Raw genomic sequence first — 20,395 nt, 5'->3', positions numbered from 1 at the left:
TTACTAATTAAAAACATAGTACAATGGAAGTAATAGACAGCGAATTTTCACGTCAATACCAAGCCAAAATCAACGGTGAACTTGCCTTTGTAGAATACGCTATTCAGGAGCGTAAGATATTCTTTACCAAAACATTGCTACCTGAAACGACGGACGAAGCGCTCATTGATGAATTCTTTAAAGGGGTAATAGCCTTAGTAGCTGAGAAAAAATATAGAGTGGTGCCCGTTTGCCCTGTGGCTATTGCTTTTTTTAAGCGTAATAAGGAGTGTAAAGACATACTTCCTGCTGGTATCAGGATTTAATAGTTAATGATTAACGGTTAATTAAAAACTTAGTTTTACATTGATTATATACAGATGAAGTATGCGAGGGCAGAGTATGTAAGGTATACGCTCTAACAAAAAGAGCAGGGCTCTCCCCTACTCTCTTAACTATGTAGATAAAAAAGAATTAATAATATATTATATGAAAGCCGTATTTTTAGACCGCAACACGCTCTCTGAGCGCATAGATGTAGATATCCCAAAAGGGATAGCCCAATGGGTAGCCTTCCAAAAAACAGCTCCCGATGAAATTGTTCAACGTCTCAAACCTGCTGATATAGCTATTGTGAACAAGGTGAAACTCGATGAGAGTATCCTTAGGCAATTGCCTAACCTCAAGCTCATTCACCTCACCGCTACTGGTATGGATAATATCGATAAAGAGGCTGCGAAAGCCTTGGGTATAGAAGTGAAAAACGTAGCGGGTTACTCTACTGAAAGTGTTACAGAACACTTCTTCTTGTTGTTACTATCGGCTATGCGTGCCCTAAAAACCTATCACACAAGTGTAGAAGATGGTACTTGGGAAAAAGATGGTCGTTTTTGCCTTACTGAGCCACCGGTGTTTGAATTGCATACCAAAACCTTAGGGATTATAGGAGTAGGCAACATAGGGAAAGCTATTAGTAAAGTAGCTGAAGCCTTTGGTATGAAAGTGCTATGGGCTGAACGCCAAGGTAAAGCGCCACGTAGTAAAGAATATACTGAATTCGACAAGGTATTGGCACAGAGTGATATCATCTCGCTTAACTGTCCGCTTACTCCTGAGACTAAGCATTTAGTAGATGAAGATTTCATCTCTAAATTGCGTAAAAAACCATTAATTATCAATATGGCTCGTGGAGCTATAGTAGACCCTCAGGCGGTATATGAAGCTATAGAAAGCAATCGTATAATGGGCTTTGCTACCGATGTGTTTGAAGAAGAACCTCCAATGGCTAACGACCCTCTACTAAAAATAGCCAACCACCCTCGTGTGATTTACACTCCTCACGTAGCTTGGGCAAGCGAATACGCACAAGATAAGTTATGGCGTATCTTGAAACGCCAAGTAGAAGATTTTATCGTAAAATATAAAACAGAACATAAGGAAAATGAAAAAGCATAATTTTAGCGCAGGTCCCTCTATCTTAGCACCTGAGGTATTCCAAAAAGCCTCTGAAGCCTTATTAGATTTTGAGGGGACTGGCTTATCGGTAATAGAAATATCACACCGCAGTCCAGAGTTTGTACGCGTGATAGAACGCGCTCGTGTATTGGCTTTGGAAATCGCCGGATTGGACGATTCGTACACTACACTCTTCTTGCAAGGAGGAGCTAGTATGCAATTCCTGATGGTGCCTTACAACCTCCTCGAGACCAAAGCTGCTTATATAGATACAGGTACTTGGGCTAACAAAGCACAAAAGGAAGCTTCTCTCTTTGGAAATGCCGAAGTGATAGCCTCTTCTAAAGCCGATGGGTATAAGTATATTCCAAAAAATGTGACTGTTCCTACTGATATCGATTATCTGCACATCACTACCAATAATACGATTTACGGTACCGAGTACCACAGTTTACCTCAAACGAGCGTCCCTTTGGTAGCCGATATGAGTTCTGATATTTTCTCACGTCCGTTAGACTACAAGCAGTTTAGTTTGATTTATGCGGGTTCACAGAAGAATTTAGGAGCTTCAGGGTCTACCTTAGTGATTGTGAAGAAGGATTTATTGGGCAAGGTAAGTCGGAAACTGCCTTCGATGATGGACTACCAGTTGCATATTAAAAACGATAGTATGTTCAATACACCTTCTACTTTTGCAGTATATGTGAACCTATTGGTACTCGAATGGATACAAGCACAAGGTGGATTACAAGCCTTAGGCAAACGCAACCGAGCTAAAGCCGATTTGCTTTACGGAGAAATCGACCGCAATCCGTTAGTAGTAGGATATGCCAACAAAGAAGACCGCTCCCTAATGAACGTAGTGTTCAACCTCACCAATGAAAGCACCAAAGAACGCTTTGACGCTTTGTGTAAAGAAGCCAATATCAGTGGAATAAAAGGACACCGCAGTGTGGGAGGTTATCGTGCTTCTATCTACAACGCTTTGCCTTTAGAAAGTGTACAAGTATTAGTAGATGTACTTAAAGAATTTGAACGCACCGCGTAAAGAAGAATAATATGGAAAACAAAATAAGTCCGATATTTGTATCGGACTTATTTTATATTATACAATATGTTATTTAATTTCTAAGGATTTATAATCAAATGTATTAAGCTTCACAACTACTACAGTTTACAAAATTCATCATCATTTCTTTTGCTACTGATTGACTGCGCTGATAGTACAAACTTTTAACTCCTAATTTCCAAGCCTCAATAAGCACTTTATTCACATCGCGAATAGGCATCGCTGAAGGAATATTTAAGTTCAAACTCTGCGTTTGATCAATGTATGCTTGACGCTGTGCCGCTTGTGATATAATTTCCATCGGTGAAATCTCTTTAAAAGTTTTAAACACATTCTTCTCTAATTGAGATAACTCTTGCAAGTGTTGTACAGAGCCATTATTCAAACGAATAGAACGCCATACCTCTTCATTATTAAGACCTTTTTCCTCCAAAAGTTGAGTGAGATACTTATTTTTGCGCATAAAGTTCCCTTTAGAAAGCCCTACTTTATAGTAATTGCTCGAATAAGGTTCGATACCTGGTGATACCTGTCCTAAAATAGCCGAGCTGGAAGTGGTAGGAGCGATTGCCATAGTGGTAGTATTTCGTCTGCCATATCCTTTTAAAATTTCTGGTTCTCCATAAATATGAGCTAATTCTTTAGTTGCCTTATCAGCTTCTTCACGAATGTATCTAAAAGCGCGGGCATTGAACTGAGTTGCCTCAAAGCTCTCAAAAGGTATCATATTACGTTGCAAGTAAGAATGATATCCCAATACACCCAAACCTAAAGCACGGTGACGAATAGCAAAATTGCGAGCTGCCTGTAAATAGTAATTACCCTTTGTTTTTTCTATAAACTCTGAAAGTACCGCATCTAAAAAGAATACCGCTAACTTTACTGCTTTTGTATCTTTCCACTCATCAAAGAGCTCTAAGTTCATAGAAGAAAGACAGCAAATAAACGATTCATCTTCACTAGAAGGTAACATAATCTCACTGCACAAGTTACTTGAACGAATGAGCATATCTTTATCTTTATACACTTGAGGGCGATTACGATTGGCATTATCCGTAAAGATAATGTAAGGTAACCCTTTTTGCTGGCGAGACTCCAAGACACGAGCCCATAGGCGACGTTTTTCTACATCACCATCTATCATCTCTTGCATCCAATAATCAGGTACACAAATACCAAAAAAAAGATTCTGAATAGGAAATTCTACATCTTTAATTTGTAGAAACTCTTCGGCATCGGGATGGTCTATATCTAAATAAGCAGCAAAAGCACCGCGTCTTACTCCTCCTTGTGATACAACGTCCATAGCTGAATCGAACAACTTCATAAAACTAACTGCCCCACTTGATTTACCATTATCGGTAACTGCAGAACCGCGACTGCGCAATTCACCAAAATAACCAGAAGTGCCTCCCCCTATTTTGGTTTGCATAATCACCTCTCCAAGTTTATGAGTAATCCCCTCGATGCTATCAGGTACGTGCACATTGAAACAAGAAATAGGCAAACCTCTTTCAGTACCCATATTTGCCCAAATAGGAGATGAGAAACTAATCCACCCTTTAGTAATCATTTCTTTGAAAGCAGGCTGTAATTCGGGTTTATAAAGCCTATGTGCAGCAGCACTTGTAATGCGGTCTATTGCACCTTCTACGCTTTCTCCTTTTAGTAAATAGCCTCTATTGAGGATTTGTTCAGACTCTTCATTGAGCCACCAAATGTCTTTTTCTTCGTTCATAACTTTTTATTTTCGGGGTGCAAAGTAACAGCTTTATATCCTAATTTCACTCTCTATCCAAAATAAGTTATTAACAAAGTTTTTAACAATATAATAAAATCAGCCTCTTAGGATAATTTTTTAACATACAGTTATACTTTTATATTACTTGAATGGCTAAAATAATTAAAATTAAATATATGGGAAAGCAAAAACTACTAAAAATAAGAAGATATAGAAGAGTAGAAATATAGCTGTTAATCACTACAAATCAACGTGTTAAAAAGAATTGTTATATTTAAAACAAAATAGTAATACGATTTTATCTAAAATATTTTGTTCTTTCAGATAACTTTTGTACTTTTGTAGCGTTAAGTATAAAAGGAAATCTTATGTCAGAACTAATTACTAGACCTATACCTATTGATGAAGAAGTAGTGTGGGATAAAACAAAAACTATTATCAGTACTACTGATAAGTTGGGTGCTATTACTGACGTAAATCAAACATTTATAGACGTTTGTGGTTATCCTGCGGTTGAATTATTAGGAAAACCACATAGCATCATTCGTCACCCCGATATGCCTAAAATCATATTTAAGATTACTTGGGATAATATTTTGGCGGGGAGGAACTTTCACGCTATTATTAAAAACTTAGCTAAATCGGGTAAGTATTATTGGGTAATTACCGATTTTGAAGTAGGCAGGAATATTATTGGGGATGTTGTTACTATTATGGCGCGTCAGCATTCAGTACCTAAGTATGTAATTACAGAGCATATTGAGCCTTTATATCAAACGCTCCTTAAACTTGAAAAAATAGGAGATATGGAGCTCAGTAATCGTTATTTTAAGGGCTTTTTAGAAAAACAAGGCAAATCATATATTGAATATATTATGGATATTATGGACGAAAGCAAGCGAGAAATTCACTTTGATCCTATCCCTAATATGCCTCACACCGATACTAACATTGGAGACTATGAAATTTCTGATGATATATTTAGTGAAGAACATCACGAAGAAGAAACTATGATGCAACGCAAGAGTTTCTTTGCAAAATTATTTTCTACGAATTAGAATTTTGCAAATATCACAATAAAAATGAGAGCGTATCTATTGTAATAGATACGCTCTCATTTTGGGTTCTTTCTATGACTACGATTCTTTCTTGTCTTGAATTTCTTTCTTGTCGTCTTTTAATTTAGCTGACAGTTCCATAGAAATAGCAGAACGTTCAAATTTGATTTTTCCTGAAAGTGTTTCTATGACACAAGTATCATCAGTAAGTTCTACAATGCGTCCGTGCATACCACTTTTAGTAATTACTTTATCGCCTCTTTTCATTCCTTCAATAAAGTTTTTTTCTTGTTTTTGTCGTCTTACTTGCGGACGAATCATAAAAAAGTAGAATACTAAGATTATCAATATAAGAGGTAGTAAACCACTGTTCATCAATTGTTGCATATTTATTAATTTAATTATTAGTTTTTAGTTATTTTAGAAAATTGTAATTAGGAACTTTTAGCTTTTGGTTTTCAATTATAAAAGTCCTCTTCCTATCTTTTTAATTTGTTGTCTTTCTTCGAGTTCTTTATGTACATTTTTCATTACACCATTAATAAACGCACTACTTTTAGTAGTAGAATATTCCTTGGCAAGTTCTAAATATTCATTAAGTGTTACTTTCACTGGAATACTAGGAAAACTAAGCATTTCACAAACAGCCATTTTTAACAATATACTATCTATTACAGCCACACGATCTTTCTCCCAACCCGTCATTCTACTAATAATTTCATTCTCCCACTTACTATCATTGAGCACTGCTTTTTTTAGTAAACCTGTAAGAAAATCTTTTTCTTCTTCATCTTTATAAAGTGAAGGAACAAAATATTTATCAGGTGAGGTAGGAAGCACTTCTCTAAATAACCTACTTATATAGGTATTTACAATGGGATAATCATCTACCCAAGTGAGATTATAATCTTCAATATATTCATACATTGTCTCATCGGGAGCTATAATTTCTTCAAAAATAGTCATTAAAAAAGATTTATCAGCTTCAAAACTGCTCTTCTGTTTGCTGTATTTCTTATAAAACTCACTTTCTACAATGTTTTTATATATAGTACGCACATACTCTTCGTGTATTTCCCAATGATTTATACGTGCATCAGCAATGGCTTCTTGTAATAATGTATTATGAACGATGGCTAAGAGCAAAAGGTTTTCAGAGAATTTTTGATGTACTGTTCTTTCTTCAGTAGTAGCCAAATATTTTTTCTGAGCTACTTTGTGTTGATGAGTTGCCAAAGAATGCAGTTCAATGAAAAGTGATAATATTAATAAATATAGGTGTCGCATTTCATCAGCACTGTTTTGCAAGAACTTCAATTCTTTGTCTAAATCCTGACTTTGGCTCTGACGCATTGCATAAATTGATTGCATTACTTTTGCCCTAATATGTCGTCTTGTAAGCATAATTTGTAAGAACTTTCTTAACTTTATTTTGAGAGTGCAAAAGTAGAAAAAAAGGTTTAACGAGCCAAAAAAAAGCGCTAAAAAAGCACCTAAAATGTTAATTTTTTACTAAAAATCGCATTTTTTCTTGTTTTATACTTGCTATGATGAAATATATTACTACCTTTGTCCTTATTAACTGTATTTATAAGTTATCATATGAACAAATCAGAATTAATTGATGCAATTGCAGCAGGGTCTGGACTTACAAAAACCGACTCTAAAAAAGCTGTTGAAGCGTTCTTTTCAAGTGTTGAAAAGGCTCTAAAAAAAGGTGACAAAGTAGCTGTCGTAGGATTCGGTTCTTGGTCAGTTGCTAAAAAAGAAGCCAGAGAGGCTCGCAACCCTCGTACTGGTGCAGTAATTAAAGTACCTGCTAAGAAAGTTGTAAAATTCAAAGCAGGGGCTGAATTATCTGAAGCAGTAAACAAAAAGTAATTGCAGTAAAAAAGTCCCTTTCAGTTGAAAGGGACTTTTTTTATTTATTAGTAGATGAGTTAATTAGCATAGAAGCCTTATTTAATGATTAATGGTTAACGATTAATGGTTAATTTGGGAGAAGCTTATAGAAAGCTTATAGGAAAGACGAACAAAGGACGAACAATGAACGAAGGAAAAGTGAAGTTAAGTTGATGCTAAAGTAGAGATAAAAAGAAGGGAATTGGTAGACTTCTACTTTGCTAAAAGTCGTAGCACAACAGGCAAATCGTAGCACGATAGGCAATTAAAAACTTTGGCAAGGTGCAAAGCGCACGAAAGCGCAAATTAATTCTCTGACAAGACCATAACTAACATTACCAATATGAAAAAGAAGAAAATAGTAGTCCTCACAGGGGCAGGGATTAGTGCTGAAAGTGGTGTAAAAACTTTCCGAGATGCCGATGGTTTGTGGGAAGGTCACGATATAGAACAAGTGGCAACACCTTATGGTTTTGAGAAAGACCCTGAACTTGTATTGAACTTCTACAACGGCTTACGCAAACAGGTGAAAAATGTGCAACCTAATCCCGCTCACTTATTATTAGCCGAGTTGGAAAAAGAGTACGACGTGGTGATCATCACTCAAAATGTAGATGACTTGCACGAACGTGCGGGTAGCCATCACATTATTCACTTACACGGCGAACTGCTAAAAATGAGGGGAGTAGATGACCCCTATACGCTCTACGACTGTACTGACGACATTAAAGTGGGCGACCTGAGCCCCAGTGGAGCACAATTACGACCTCACATCGTGTGGTTTGGCGAAGATGTACCAATGATTGTAAAGGCTGCCGAAGAGGTAGAAACTGCCGATATAGTGGTTATTGTAGGTACTTCATTACAAGTGTATCCCGCTGCTGGATTGATGAACTGTGCCAAGAAAGATACACCTATATATTATATAGACCCACGTCCAAGCATCAGTAGTAAAGATAAAATCACTGTAATTAAAGACGTTGCTTCAAGAGGGGTAGCTAAAGCTATTGAACTAATAAAAGAATTGAAATGAGTAACTTCCCAAAATTTATTTTAGGTGACAACACCGATATGCCCGACGCTATGTTCGTGGTGCATTTAGAGTATCCGCGCTTCGTGCTGAACTTAGACAACGATGAAGTAGAATGGCTTGAAGAGTTTGACGAAGAAGACACCAAAGAGTTAGAGGCTGAAAGCGAGAACCTTATAGAAGAAGCTATTGCTTTCTACGAACGAGAAATCGCCCGTATAGAAGAAAATGACTACTAAGCAACTCATACAGCAAATCGAAGCTAAACAATCGCTGTTATGTGTGGGCTTGGATACCGATATGACTAAAATTCCTCCTCACTTGCTTGAAGAGGAAGACCCGCTCTTTGCGTTCAACAAGGCGATTATAGAGGTTACCCACGCTTTTGCGGTAGCCTACAAACCCAATACAGCTTTCTACGAAGCCCACGGCGAAAAAGGTTGGCGCGCCTTAAAAAAGACGATTGACTACCTGAACCGTCACCACCCTGAGATTTTCACTATTGCCGATGCCAAACGCGGGGATATAGGCAACACTTCAAGTATGTATGCCAAAGCTTTTTTTGAAGATATGCAATTCGATAGCGTGACAGTAGCCCCCTATATGGGAAGGGATTCGGTAGAGCCTTTTTTAGCTTTTGAGAACAAACACACCATTCTCTTAGCACTAACTTCTAATGAAGGGGCTTTCGACTTCCAAACGCAAAAACTCAACGATGAAGAGCTGTACAAAAGGGTATTACGCACCTCACTCACTTGGCAAAACAGTCAAAACCTGATGTACGTAGTAGGTGCGACCAAGGCGGAATACCTAAAGGAAATACGCAAAATTATACCTAAACATTTCTTGTTAGTACCAGGAGTAGGTGCTCAGGGAGGTAGCTTGGAAGAGGTATGTAAGTATGGTTTGAACGACCACTACGGACTGCTTATCAACTCGTCAAGAGGCATTATCTACGCTTCTAAGGGCGAAGACTTTGCCAAAGTAGCAGGTGAAAAAGCTGAGGAACTACAACAGAAGATGAAATTAATGCTTAATTGCTTAATGGTAAATGATAAGTGGTAAATGAGTAGTAATGAAAAGGGGCAAGAGAAATGATAAGTGTGAGAAGTAATAGGTATATCAACTTTGTACAAGTTTAAAACTTTGTCAGAATATGGTGATTAAGAACTAGTAAACTAATGACTAACAACTAAATAATATGATTACATTTTTAAATAAAAGCAACATTACACCAACCATTGAAGATGACGCCCACAGACTTTTTTCACTGTTGAGCAGGCGCTACCAACAACGACTATCTGACCTTTTTCAAGACAAAACTAAAGCACCTTATGTAGTAGGTTATATAGAAGACGGTCGCCTACACGGAATGGCTTCTATGGCTATCTACAGAGTGATTTCGGGCTATAAAGGTTGGATAGAAGATGTGGTGGTAGACGAGATGGCACGTGGTAAAAAAATAGGGACTCAGCTCATACAACTTCTTATCGCCAAAGGCAAAGAATTGGGTTTGGGAGAAATATTGCTCTTTACCTCGCCTACTAACGAAGCAGCTATTAAGCTTTATGAAAATGAAGGCTTTAAACGTAAAGGTGCAGAGGTATATGTGAACGCTCTCAAACAAATGTACCCACCAGAATCTTGATATATTACTATTTCTTTGTATTTTTGCCCTCTGATAAGGAAACAATAAAAATACTATGGAATTAGTCCACAAGAATCTCATATTGCCCAATAATGGCAAAAAGCTCTTATTGCACACTTGTTGTGCGCCTTGCTCGGGCTCTATTATACTATCTATTCAAGCATCGGGGATAGACTTTACTATATTTTTTTACAACCCTAATATTCACCCTCAAAAAGAATACGAAATTCGCAAAGAGGAAAATATACGCTTTGCCAAAAAGTGTGGCGTACCTATTGTAGATGCCGAATACGACACTGATAATTGGTACGCACGTGCCAAAGGTATGGAATTTGAACCCGAACGCGGTAGCCGTTGCGCAATGTGCTTTGATATGCGTATGGAGCGTACGGCTTTATATGCTTACGAAAACGGTTTCGATACCATTGCAACCTCACTGGGCATCTCGCGTTGGAAAGACCTCAACCAAGTGAATGAAGCAGGTAAAAATGCTGCCAATAAGTACGAGGGACTTACCTATTGGGACTACAATTGGCGCAAAAACGGAGGTGCTGCCTGCAATATGGAAATCTGTAAAAACGAGAAGTTCTACCAACAAGAGTACTGCGGTTGTGCTTTCTCGTTGCGCGATGCTAACAAATGGCGAGTAGCCAACGGAAGAGAAAAAATACGAATAGGGGAAAAATACTACGGAAGTGAAAAGTGAATAGTATGATAACTCCAGAAGAACTTACAGAAGGGCGTATCTTGCTTATCGATAAGCCCCTGCAATGGTCGTCGTTTCAAGCGGTGAACAAAATCAAATGGGCAATACTCAAACACTATAAGCTCAAGAAGATAAAGATAGGGCACGCAGGAACATTAGACCCGCTTGCCTCTGGTTTATTGGTGATTTGTACGGGCAAATTTACTAAGAAGATTACTGAAATACAAGACGCTGTAAAAACTTATACGGGTACTATCACCGTAGGGGCTACGACTCCTTCCTACGATAAGGAAACCGAAATAGATGCCCACTACCCTACTGACCATATCACTCCTGAACTGATAGAAGAAGTACGAATGCAGTTTATAGGGGAGCTCACGCAAACGCCTCCCGTATTTTCGGCTATCAAGAAAGAAGGCAAACGGCTCTACGAATTTGCGCGCGACGGGAAAGAAATAGAAGTTCCTCAACGCACTATCTATATTTACAGTTTCGATATAGATGCAAGTCAGTTTCCTAAATTGCACTTTGAGGTGGTATGTAGCAAAGGCACCTACATACGCTCCTTGGCAAACGACTTTGGTAAAGCCTTAGGGTCTGGTGGCTATCTATCTGCATTGCGACGTACTAAGATAGGTGATTTCTCGGTAAATGATGCCTTAACGCCTGATGAATTTATAAACATACATATTCCAAAAATGCAAACAAAACCTATTATTCTCACTACTGTATTCGAGCGATTTATCGATAAGAATAAAACAACTCTTAATGACCATTTCGCTCGAAAAGAATCTACTTTGAACACACAAAACAATAGGAAAAAATCTATTAATGAAGTGTATGAAGAGCGAGAGCGAGAACGCCTTAATAAACAACAACACACTTCCGACCTTAATATAGAAGCCATTTTTCCTCGAAAAAAGAAAAAAAAGACCTCAGGAATCAAATATGAGTTTCGCTACTTTCTATCGATGTTTTCAAATACTGATAAGGCAATTATGCTTACTTTACTGATACTTTTCGGTACGATAGTAACCCTTATGGTGATACAACTTAGCAGTAGAGAGAAAGAAATAATGATTGAAATGGCACTCACTCCAGATGATTTACCTTATGAACCTCCAAAATTAGAGGAACAAACTGAAGCGCCTGATCTTTCTCAAACTATGAATGCGAAACTGACTACTAATGCTTATAATCAAGCCGATGCTGACTTACGTCATACTGAGAATTTTAAAACTTTAGACGAAATAATGGCAGAGCGTGCTTCTAAAGAGATGGAAAGTGCTAAAGAAGAATTGGTGAGTAATAATAAAATGTCGTCTAACTTAGTAATATCGGACGATAATACTCTTCAAAAAACAACTAAAATTTCATCTGATAATAAAGTAAATAAGAATACTTTAGTAAAATATGCCTTATCTGGCAGGACAGGAAATATACCTAACCCTGTATTTACTTGTGAAAAAGAAGGGCAAGTAGTGATTATTATTACAGTTGATGAAGCAGGAAGAGTTATTAGAACAGCTCTTGACAAAATGAATTCAACTACCAATGATGATTGCCTTATAGAAAACTCATTACTATATGCTAGCAGAGCCAGATTTAATGCTGTAACAGGCAAAAAAGAGCAAACAGGAACTATTACTTATATTTTTCAAAGTAAACGATAGAATGAAATTACAACAGTTAATTTGCATATTAAGTTTCTTATTAATAGGAGCTTGCAAAAATGCAAATCCACCTAAGCAAGACGCTTTCAATATAGAACTGTATCCTAAAAAGAAGGAATACCACATAGGAGAAACTTTACAGATAAAAGTTGTGAATCCTAAATTTGAAGGTAAAATAGTAAAGATTAGCTATCAGTTTCATCACCAAGAGCTTGTTGTTACTAATGAGAACATAGTACTTAAAAACCTAATGTTAGGTAAACAGCCTTTAGAAGTAACTGTATATACTGATAAAGGAGAAGTTTATAAAGTACGAAAAGAAATTTTACTTTTAGCAGGACAAGCTCCTAAATTGTATACTTATAAAATACTAAATGAATATCCCCACGACAAACAGGCTTATACTCAAGGTTTAGAATTTATAGGTGATACTTTAGTAGAAAGCACAGGGCAATACCGAGAATCTTCCATACGCAAATGGAATCCTTTTACGGGCGAAATGTACAAAAATGTACCTTTACAAGCAATGTATTTTGGTGAAGGAGCTACCGTTTTTAGAGATAAAATTATTCAACTCACTTGGAGAGAAAATATAGGATTCGTATATGATACTCAGCTAAAATTGTTAAAAATATTCTCTTACAATAAAAGTAAAGAAGGTTGGGGGCTCTGTCATAACGGTAGTGGTAAACTTTACAAAAGTGATGGTTCAGAAAAGATTTGGATACTCAATCCTAACACTTTTGAAGAAGTAGACAGTTTACAACTATGTACTAATAAATCTATTTTTACCAATGCTAACGAATTAGAATTTGTAGACGGGAAAATATATGCTAATACTTATCTAAAAGATGGTATTATGATTATCAACCCCAATAATGGTGCTATAGAAGGCGTTGTAGATGTACGAGGATTAAAAGAAAAAGTAGAACAAACTCCTGATTTAGATGTTCTTAATGGCATTGCTTATCACGCTAGGCGTAGTACGTTCTTCATCACGGGTAAAAATTGGAGTAAGATATTTGAGGTGGTTTTTATAGAAGCAAATAATAAGTAACATAAATTATTCATACATTCAACTATAAGGAGAGACCATTTTATGAGTAAGAAACCGAGAGAAATATTTTTAAAGGGATGCAACGAGATAGCAGAGGTATTAATCCTGCACGGATTTAAGGTAGCACAAAAAGGGCAAACCGTTTCAAAAAGACCAAATAAGGATATTACGTTGCAGGTTTATTTTCAGTCTTCACATTATAATGATGAAAATTCCGTTACGATTATTCCGCATATCACTGTGTATTCAAAAGCCGTAAAAACGTTTGATATTAAAGCCTATAAAAACGAATATTGCACCGGAATAGTTTGGGGGAAACAGCTTTGCTATATCCTTGGGGCTGAATATAAGGTATGGGATCTTGCAAAAACCAATTATGCACGGACAGTTTCTGAAATACAAAAAGCCCTTACCGATACGGTACTTCCGTTGTTCGATGTCTTTTGTAAATCGCCGGACGAAATTATCGAATACGGCATTACCCAGAAGCTAGACATTTCGTTATCATATTTTCTTGTATTCGGCGGAAAAGAAACGGCAGAGCAAGTATTTCAAACGAAGATAAACCAATGTCGGTACAAAGGACAATATATGAAACTATATAATACCTTATTAAATATGAAAGAAGATAACATAGATCCTAAATACAATGAGTTTGTGGGAGCGGGAGAAATGAAGATGGCATATTTGCAGGGACTGAGATTGAGGTAATACTGATAAAAAGCTCGAAACGGAGATTACTAAAAACAAATGCAAAAGAATAAAAAATAGCAACTATGGAGAAGAATGATTATCACGATAAGGAAATTACAGGAGTTTTTTATGATAAGGAAAAGAAAAAATTAACTTTTTACTTTGCTGATAAGGGAGATTTGAGTTTCAATAATATCATTCAATTTGAACTAAACTTCTTTTCTGACCAAAATGTATTATTCGATATAGAAATATACACGATGAATAATGTTCCAAAAATATTGCTTAAAGATTATCCCTTTTTATCAAACTATCATAATAATCGTAACAACCATCTGATTATTTATTATTTAAATCCTTCTATTGGTATATCGGGTATCATTATAACTGATGATAAAACATTATAAAAACAGAGAAAATGAAAGATATAATAACAATAAATACTTATACTTACAAAGATGTTTTAATCATATCCATAAATGAAGAAGATATAGAGGCTTTTTACAAATTATTTACATCAAAAAATAGTAGCTTTATCTCTCGTAATGGAATAAGTTTGCAAATTATACAGTCCGAAGAATCAAAAATAGTTATAAAAGATAGTAATATTATTGTTTTTATGTCTCTAACTCAATTTGATATTATAGTAAGTTTATTGCAGAATTATATTAAAAGCAATAGAAAATTTCCTTTAGATATTTCTTTAGAACAATTAGATTTTCTTATTGAATCAAATGAAATTAAAGATGTTGTTCTTGAATGTGGGCAGTTTAATGATGATTAATTTTAAACCTATAAATAAATGAAGAAGGTACTCCAACTTTAATTATAAACAATAGAACTAAGCGTTTAGAAATTGGTAAAGTAAGAAATCCCCCGAAATATTTAATATATGAATTTGGAAGAGATAGGTAAGTATATAGAATGGAAAAACAGATGGTCTCAGAAAGATAATATTGACATATATCAATATATAAGTTTTAATATTCATCCTGATGACATTTTGATTATAGGTAAATTGCTATTTCCTGAGATTATAGAAATTGAGAACTGTATTTTATTAAAGGATAATTATGATTATTTTCTCTATGAGAATCTCAAAAAGAAATATAACAATAGTAGTGAAATAGAATTTGAGATAAATAAATTATATTTATATGATTTATTTGCTCATTGTACTGATATTACAGATGATAAATTATTTAAAAACATAGGTGAGTTCTTACAATTTTCTTGGAGTATTTATTTTAAACATAAATTCCCTAATAAAAATATAGTTATAGAATGCATCAGTAACACACATAACTATGGTGATATATTATCCTTTTACACAAAAAGTTAGTAACAGCATAATATATCATATCTTTTGTTCCAACACAAATTATAAAATATGAAAGATACAGTATTATTAAATGTTAGCAGTATGATTAATGCTTATCCAATGAAAGACGATAAGATAGCAATGTTTACTATATGTTTTCATTTGCTCCGTTTTTCTTGTGAAAAAGAGCTCTTACAGAAAAATCCCTTCGATGAACAAGGTGATTTGAATATTGATACAATCATCAAGGAAAGCGATTTAACAGACTTAGGAAAACAACTATTTGATGATTTAGCAGAAAAATGGTTTGTTTATACGGATAAAACGGATGGTAAAATTGATAGAATAAACAATGTAAAAATGCTGGAAAAATATTTCAATAAATTAAAAAATAGTATATAATTAAAGTGAAATAACAACGTAGGTTTTCCAAAATTTGTTTCTGTCGCTAAAACACAAGGCAATAAACATTATTCGATAATCTCCGACCACTACCGCAGTTTTAGAAAGGCTAAACATAGGGGTTTACAATGCTAAGCTAATGCACAATAACGACAATTATCAGGCAACCCCACCGATTATTCGTACATAAAGTATGTATTTTCTTTCTTACTCTCCATCGGAACCGCTATAAAACAACTCCGATGGAGTTTTTTAGTAGTACGAACCTCTTTTTTAGTCCTCCGTAGGTGTTTTTTAGTCCTCCGGACTTCAATTTTACACCAAATTACCACTTCAGAAGCCCTCCGTTGCAGTCCTGTAATGCTCCGTTGCGGTCTTGTAATGCTCCGTTGCGGTGCATTTGAGGTCTGGAGGAGTAAAACTGAAATCCGGAGGGGTAGAATTGAAGTCCGGAGGAGTAAAATTGAGGTTCGGAGGAGTAAAACTGAAGTCCAGAGGAGTAAAATTGAGGTTTGGAGGGGTAGAATTGAAGTCCAGAGGGTATCAAGAAGAACTTATAATAGAAAAATTATATTATAACTAGGTACAGATGGTATAATTCAGAGACAGGCTGTTACATAAGCCAAGACCCGATAGGGTTGGCAGGGAATAATCCTACGTTGTACGCTTATGTTCACGATACAAATAGTTGGGTTGATGTATTTGGGCTAAATGAATTACAAGATTTAGCAAAAGAAGCTCACAGTAATTTGGATAAATTTGCTCAAAAAAGAAGAGTTACAGCTGTTGGTGTAAATGAATATGGTACATTATTTGTTTCTTCAAGCACCCCAAAAGTTGATAGTAAAATTGTGAAATGGGCTGAGGATAATAATATTACAGTTGTGCATAGTAGATTAGAAAATGTTCACGCAGAAGAAGCATTAGCGAGGTCTAACAATGGAATAATAGCAATTGAAGCCAGTTCCAAAATATGTATAGATTGCCAAACTTTAATGGAAGAAAAGAATATAAAATTTGAGACAGAAACAACAGGCAAAAAAAGTAAAAAAAGGAAAATAGATTGCAAAGATGGATAATGTAATAATATATCAAAGAATAGAATCTTTAAATGATAAAGAGAGAGAGCTTTTTGCTTTCTCAATGGCTGAACGAATGATGCCTTTATATTATGACTTATGTAATAATCATACAGACATATATGATTTTGGCCATTATAAAGAATTAGAAAATATTTTGTCCAGAGGATTTAATTATGTTAGTACTGGAGCAAAAATAGACCCTTTAATTATTCAACAAATAATAGATAATTGTGTTTTCAGACTAACTCCCGATATGGAAGAAATAGCTACTACTATATCTGACTTGGCTCAAAAGCCCTCTTTATGTGTCGCCTATGGTTTTGATTATATGATAAATAAAGATATTAATAGTATCAACTATTGTAGCGATATGCCTTTCCAATGTTTTTATATTTGCTATGAAGTGGAAGAAAATTATAATTCAATTATTGCTAAAGAAATTGAAATGCAAAAAACATTATTGGAAAAGATATGTTCAAGTGAAAGATTGGAAACTATAAGAGCTTTCAATAAAAATAATCAGATAGTTAATTTCACAAATAGGTAACGTACCTTTGCACGAAATAAAAAGGGAGGGAAAAAGAGAAGATGAATTAACGACGTGGATATTTGAAGGCTTTACCCCGACGGCGAAGCTTGCAAACGGTAAATCGTACAGCATAATAACCGACCATATAGGTAGACCTATACGTTCGATAGATGACAATGGCGAACTTGTATGGAGTGCCGACTTATGACATTTACGACAAAAGAAAAAAGAGTTTGTGGAGGATAATTATATGATTAACAATATAAAAGAATATATAAAATTAGCAGACAGTGATGATTTGGAAGATAATAATAGAACCAAAATAGAGCAATTATCTTCCGAAGTAATCTCTGAGATAATACATAACTATCCTGAAAGGAAAGCGTGGCTCGTTCATAATAAATATATACCCATTGATGTATTAAAATTGCTTTGTAAAGATAAAAATTCGGATGTTCGATTTACTGTTGCAATGAAAAATAAAAATGATAGATATATTTTTGAGATTTTGATGAATGACCCTGACTTTTCAATCCGAATGGCTGTTGTTAGAAATAAGAGAATCCCAATTGATTTATTAAAAAAAATGGTAAATGATAAGGATGATGAAATATCTAAAGAGGCGATGAGGATTTTAAAATTAAGAGATAGTGTATTATAGTATTATATAATGATGCTTTATCAAGGTCAATATACCGTCATTCGTATTTTTTTATTACTTTTGCTCTTATGATTCCAGAGAATATCTTACATACTCCCATCAACTACCTGCGTGGTGTAGGCAATCAGCGGGCTGAACTCCTGAAAACAGAGCTCAGTATCTATGAGTATCAAGATTTGCTGAACTTGTTCCCCAACAGGTATATCGACCGTACCAAGTTTTACAAAATCAACGAATTGCAGAACAATAATACCGAGGTGCAACTCGTAGGCAAGATAGTAAACTTACGCACAGTAGAGTCGGCTCACCAAAAAGGTACTCGTCTTGTTGCTACCTTTGTAGACGATACGGGCGCTATGGAGCTCGTGTGGTTCAAAGGACTCAAATGGTTGCGTGAATCCCTAAAAATCAACGAACCTTATGTGATTTTTGGCAAACTGAATTTCTTTGGAGGCACTTTCTCTATGCCTCACCCCGAAATGGACTTGCTCAGCGAATTCAAGAAGGCAGGACACAGCAGTATTCAGCCCGTATATCCTTCTACCGAAAAATTAGCTAAACGCAACATTACCAATAGAGTGATGCGCCAATTAGTACAAACAGTTTTTGAAGAAATAGGCAATAGCTTTGCCGAGAATTTACCGGATAACATACTCGTTTCTATGAACCTCATCTCCAAGCAGGAGGCAATGCGCAATATCCACTTCCCTACAAATCAAACTTTGCTTACTAAAGCCTCTTTACGACTCAAATTTGAAGAGCTTTTCTACATACAAGTGCAGTTGGTACGCAAGAATCTTCTGCACAAACAGAAGTTCCAAGGACAACCTTTCAAGAATGTAGGCGATGCTTTTATGAACTTCTATAATCATCATTTGCCTTTTCCGCTTACCGATGCCCAAAAACGAGTATTGAAAGAAATACGCGCCGATGTGGGCTCAAATGCCCAAATGAACCGCTTGTTGCAAGGCGATGTAGGCTCTGGTAAAACCATCGTAGCCCTAATGACGATGCTTTTAGCAGTAGATAATGGTTGTCAAGCCTGCTTGATGGCACCTACCGAAATTCTCGCCAATCAGCATTACCAAAACATTAGTGAACTACTAAAAGAAACAGGAGTAACTGTAGCACTGCTCACAGGTTCGTCTAAAACTAAAGAACGCAAAATGTTAGACGAACAATTACAGTCTGGAGAGCTTTCTATCCTTATAGGCACTCACGCTCTTTTGGAAAACAAAGTACAGTTCAGAAACTTAGGACTCGCCATTATCGATGAGCAACACCGATTTGGGGTAGAACAGCGCTCGAAGTTATGGCATAAAAACACTATTCCGCCTCATATTTTAGTAATGACCGCCACCCCTATCCCACGCACTTTAGCGATGAGTGTATATGGTGATTTAGATGTTTCGATAATAGATGAGCTCCCCCCCGGACGTAAGCCTATTAAAACTCTACATCAGTTTGAAAACCACCGTGCAGAGACTTATGAATTTATTAAAAAAGAGATAGATAAAGGACGACAAGCTTATGTAGTATATCCACTTATAGAAGAATCGGAAGCGTTAGATTTTAAGAACCTTACCGAAGGCTATGATTATATCACGGCAAGCTTCCCTTTGCCAAAATATAAGGTTTCTATGGTACACGGTAGACTCAAACCAGCTGAAAAAGATGCTGAAATGGAGCGCTTCCTACGTAATGAAACACAAATAATGGTGGCTACCACCGTGATAGAAGTGGGGGTAAATGTACCCAATGCCTCCGTAATGGTAATTGAGAGTGCCGAGCGTTTTGGACTCTCACAACTACACCAGTTGCGTGGACGTGTAGGGCGTGGCAGTGAACAGAGTTATTGTATATTACTCACTGGCAACAAAATGAGTAACGATACTCGTACGCGTATGGAAACGATGGTGCGTACTAACGACGGTTTTGAAATCGCTGAAGTAGACCTAAAATTGCGTGGACCTGGTGACCTAATGGGTACGCAACAAAGTGGAGTGCTCGCTCTAAAAATAGCCGACCTTGTAAAAGACCAAGATATACTAAAAGCAGCACGCTTTCAAGCTATCGATCTACTGAAAGCCGACCCTAATTTAGAGTTGCCCCAAAACCAACGTATAGCCCACACGCTCTATCAGTTACAACGCTATAAGAACCTCTGGACATACATTTCATAAAGGAGCTGAAGAGGTGATGCTTACTACATTGTAATCTTTTTCTACTTTTTTTCACCAAAAAATTTGGAGAGTAAAAAAAAAATAGTACCTTTGCACCCGAATTAAACGTAAGGGTTCTTAGCTCAGCTGGTTCAGAGCATCTGCCTTACAAGCAGAGGGTCACTGGTTCGAATCCAGTAGGACCCACTTAGGTTAAATTTTAAAAA

The 20,395-nt window shown here is 36.1% G+C and carries 24 protein-coding genes and 1 tRNA gene; 22 read left to right on the top strand and 3 right to left on the bottom strand.

Annotation, left to right across the window (positions count from 1 at the left end; all coding sequences use genetic code 11):
* Positions 1–23: 23 nt before the first annotated feature.
* From HMPREF1528_RS09340 to serC, 3 genes are all read left to right on the top strand, one after another.
* Complete coding sequence (locus tag HMPREF1528_RS09340; RefSeq protein ID WP_002672042.1) at positions 24–305, top strand: GNAT family N-acetyltransferase; 282 nt, start codon at positions 24–26, stop codon at positions 303–305.
* 163 nt (positions 306–468) lie between these two features.
* Positions 469–1,434, top strand: a complete 966-nt coding sequence (locus HMPREF1528_RS09335; RefSeq protein WP_009419717.1) for a D-2-hydroxyacid dehydrogenase — start codon at positions 469–471, stop codon at positions 1,432–1,434.
* Positions 1,421–2,482, top strand: a complete 1,062-nt coding sequence (gene serC, locus HMPREF1528_RS09330) for a 3-phosphoserine/phosphohydroxythreonine transaminase (RefSeq protein WP_016479552.1) — start codon at positions 1,421–1,423, stop codon at positions 2,480–2,482. The genes HMPREF1528_RS09335 and serC overlap by 14 nt, the downstream gene beginning before the upstream one ends.
* Before the next feature lie 103 nt (positions 2,483–2,585).
* Here serC and HMPREF1528_RS09325 read toward each other — a convergent pair whose 3' ends face one another.
* On the bottom strand, positions 2,586–4,241 hold the full coding sequence (locus HMPREF1528_RS09325; protein ID WP_002672050.1) for a ribonucleoside-diphosphate reductase subunit alpha: 1,656 nt from the start codon (positions 4,239–4,241) through the stop codon (positions 2,586–2,588).
* Positions 4,242–4,612: 371 nt separating this feature from the next.
* On the opposite strand from HMPREF1528_RS09325, the gene HMPREF1528_RS09320 reads away from it, so the two are divergent.
* Positions 4,613–5,302 carry a PAS domain-containing protein gene (locus HMPREF1528_RS09320; protein WP_009419714.1) on the top strand — a complete coding sequence of 230 codons (690 nt, stop codon included), beginning with the start codon at positions 4,613–4,615 and terminating at the stop codon, positions 5,300–5,302.
* 78 nt (positions 5,303–5,380) lie between these two features.
* Here the strand turns inward: HMPREF1528_RS09320 and yajC are convergent, their stop codons facing one another.
* Both yajC and HMPREF1528_RS09310 read right to left on the bottom strand, forming a co-directional pair.
* Complete coding sequence (gene yajC, locus HMPREF1528_RS09315) at positions 5,381–5,689, bottom strand: preprotein translocase subunit YajC (RefSeq protein ID WP_009421643.1); 309 nt, start codon at positions 5,687–5,689, stop codon at positions 5,381–5,383.
* 75 nt (positions 5,690–5,764) lie between these two features.
* Positions 5,765–6,706 carry a transcription antitermination protein NusB gene (locus HMPREF1528_RS09310; protein WP_034568004.1) on the bottom strand — a complete coding sequence of 314 codons (942 nt, stop codon included), beginning with the start codon at positions 6,704–6,706 and terminating at the stop codon, positions 5,765–5,767.
* Between the two features lie 186 nt (positions 6,707–6,892).
* Between HMPREF1528_RS09310 and HMPREF1528_RS09305 the strand changes: the two genes are divergently transcribed.
* The 18 genes from HMPREF1528_RS09305 (at position 6,893) to HMPREF1528_RS09215 (ending at position 20,375) form a co-directional block, all read left to right on the top strand.
* Positions 6,893–7,183 (top strand): HU family DNA-binding protein, encoded by a 291-nt coding sequence (locus HMPREF1528_RS09305; RefSeq protein ID WP_255346883.1) that lies wholly within the window; start codon positions 6,893–6,895, stop codon positions 7,181–7,183.
* Positions 7,184–7,547: 364 nt separating this feature from the next.
* On the top strand, positions 7,548–8,237 hold the full coding sequence (locus HMPREF1528_RS09300) for an SIR2 family NAD-dependent protein deacylase (protein ID WP_016479549.1): 690 nt from the start codon (positions 7,548–7,550) through the stop codon (positions 8,235–8,237).
* Complete coding sequence (locus HMPREF1528_RS09295; protein ID WP_002672069.1) at positions 8,234–8,473, top strand: hypothetical protein; 240 nt, start codon at positions 8,234–8,236, stop codon at positions 8,471–8,473. Before HMPREF1528_RS09300 ends, HMPREF1528_RS09295 begins: the two co-directional genes overlap by 4 nt.
* Positions 8,463–9,299, top strand: a complete 837-nt coding sequence (gene pyrF / locus HMPREF1528_RS09290) for an orotidine-5'-phosphate decarboxylase (protein WP_016479548.1) — start codon at positions 8,463–8,465, stop codon at positions 9,297–9,299. The genes HMPREF1528_RS09295 and pyrF overlap by 11 nt, the downstream gene beginning before the upstream one ends.
* Positions 9,300–9,435: 136 nt before the next feature.
* Entirely contained in the window at positions 9,436–9,882 is a 447-nt protein-coding gene (locus HMPREF1528_RS09285) for a GNAT family N-acetyltransferase (RefSeq protein WP_002672071.1), read from the top strand.
* 55 nt (positions 9,883–9,937) lie between these two features.
* Positions 9,938–10,588, top strand: coding sequence for an epoxyqueuosine reductase QueH (locus HMPREF1528_RS09280; protein ID WP_016479547.1), 651 nt, complete (start codon positions 9,938–9,940; stop codon positions 10,586–10,588).
* Positions 10,589–10,593: 5 nt separating this feature from the next.
* Positions 10,594–12,261: a tRNA pseudouridine(55) synthase TruB gene (gene truB, locus HMPREF1528_RS09275; RefSeq protein ID WP_016479546.1), complete on the top strand. Its 1,668-nt coding sequence runs from the start codon at positions 10,594–10,596 to the stop codon at positions 12,259–12,261.
* 1 nt (position 12,262) lies between these two features.
* The gene (locus HMPREF1528_RS09270) at positions 12,263–13,318 is read left to right on the top strand and encodes a glutaminyl-peptide cyclotransferase (protein ID WP_016479545.1); all 1,056 of its coding nucleotides are present in this window, start codon (positions 12,263–12,265) and stop codon (positions 13,316–13,318) included.
* A 42-nt stretch (positions 13,319–13,360) separates the two neighbouring features.
* The gene (locus HMPREF1528_RS09265) at positions 13,361–14,029 is read left to right on the top strand and encodes a DUF4304 domain-containing protein (protein WP_016479544.1); all 669 of its coding nucleotides are present in this window, start codon (positions 13,361–13,363) and stop codon (positions 14,027–14,029) included.
* 65 nt (positions 14,030–14,094) lie between these two features.
* Positions 14,095–14,418: a hypothetical protein gene (locus tag HMPREF1528_RS09260; RefSeq protein ID WP_016479543.1), complete on the top strand. Its 324-nt coding sequence runs from the start codon at positions 14,095–14,097 to the stop codon at positions 14,416–14,418.
* A gap of 11 nt (positions 14,419–14,429) precedes the next feature.
* Positions 14,430–14,795 carry a hypothetical protein gene (locus HMPREF1528_RS09255; protein ID WP_016479542.1) on the top strand — a complete coding sequence of 122 codons (366 nt, stop codon included), beginning with the start codon at positions 14,430–14,432 and terminating at the stop codon, positions 14,793–14,795.
* 108 nt (positions 14,796–14,903) lie between these two features.
* A complete protein-coding gene (locus HMPREF1528_RS09250; RefSeq protein WP_016479541.1) occupies positions 14,904–15,353 on the top strand; it encodes a hypothetical protein in 450 nt (149 codons plus the stop codon).
* A gap of 48 nt (positions 15,354–15,401) precedes the next feature.
* Positions 15,402–15,734, top strand: a complete 333-nt coding sequence (locus tag HMPREF1528_RS09245; protein WP_016479540.1) for a hypothetical protein — start codon at positions 15,402–15,404, stop codon at positions 15,732–15,734.
* A gap of 638 nt (positions 15,735–16,372) precedes the next feature.
* Positions 16,373–16,813: a hypothetical protein gene (locus HMPREF1528_RS12975; protein WP_034568001.1), complete on the top strand. Its 441-nt coding sequence runs from the start codon at positions 16,373–16,375 to the stop codon at positions 16,811–16,813.
* Positions 16,806–17,363, top strand: a complete 558-nt coding sequence (locus HMPREF1528_RS09230; protein WP_016479539.1) for a hypothetical protein — start codon at positions 16,806–16,808, stop codon at positions 17,361–17,363. Before HMPREF1528_RS12975 ends, HMPREF1528_RS09230 begins: the two co-directional genes overlap by 8 nt.
* 232 nt (positions 17,364–17,595) lie before the next feature.
* Complete coding sequence (locus tag HMPREF1528_RS09225; RefSeq protein ID WP_016479538.1) at positions 17,596–18,006, top strand: HEAT repeat domain-containing protein; 411 nt, start codon at positions 17,596–17,598, stop codon at positions 18,004–18,006.
* A gap of 68 nt (positions 18,007–18,074) precedes the next feature.
* Entirely contained in the window at positions 18,075–20,189 is a 2,115-nt protein-coding gene (gene recG, locus HMPREF1528_RS09220; RefSeq protein ID WP_016479537.1) for an ATP-dependent DNA helicase RecG, read from the top strand.
* 111 nt (positions 20,190–20,300) lie between these two features.
* Positions 20,301–20,375: transfer RNA gene (locus HMPREF1528_RS09215), tRNA-Val, on the top strand.
* Positions 20,376–20,395 lie beyond the last annotated feature (20 nt).

It is taken from the genome of Capnocytophaga sp. oral taxon 336 str. F0502, assembly GCF_000411575.1.
Lineage (GTDB): Bacteria > Bacteroidota > Bacteroidia > Flavobacteriales > Flavobacteriaceae > Capnocytophaga > Capnocytophaga ochracea.
Note: the sequence above shows the minus strand (reverse complement) of the source record. Positions and strands in the feature narration are given on the sequence as shown.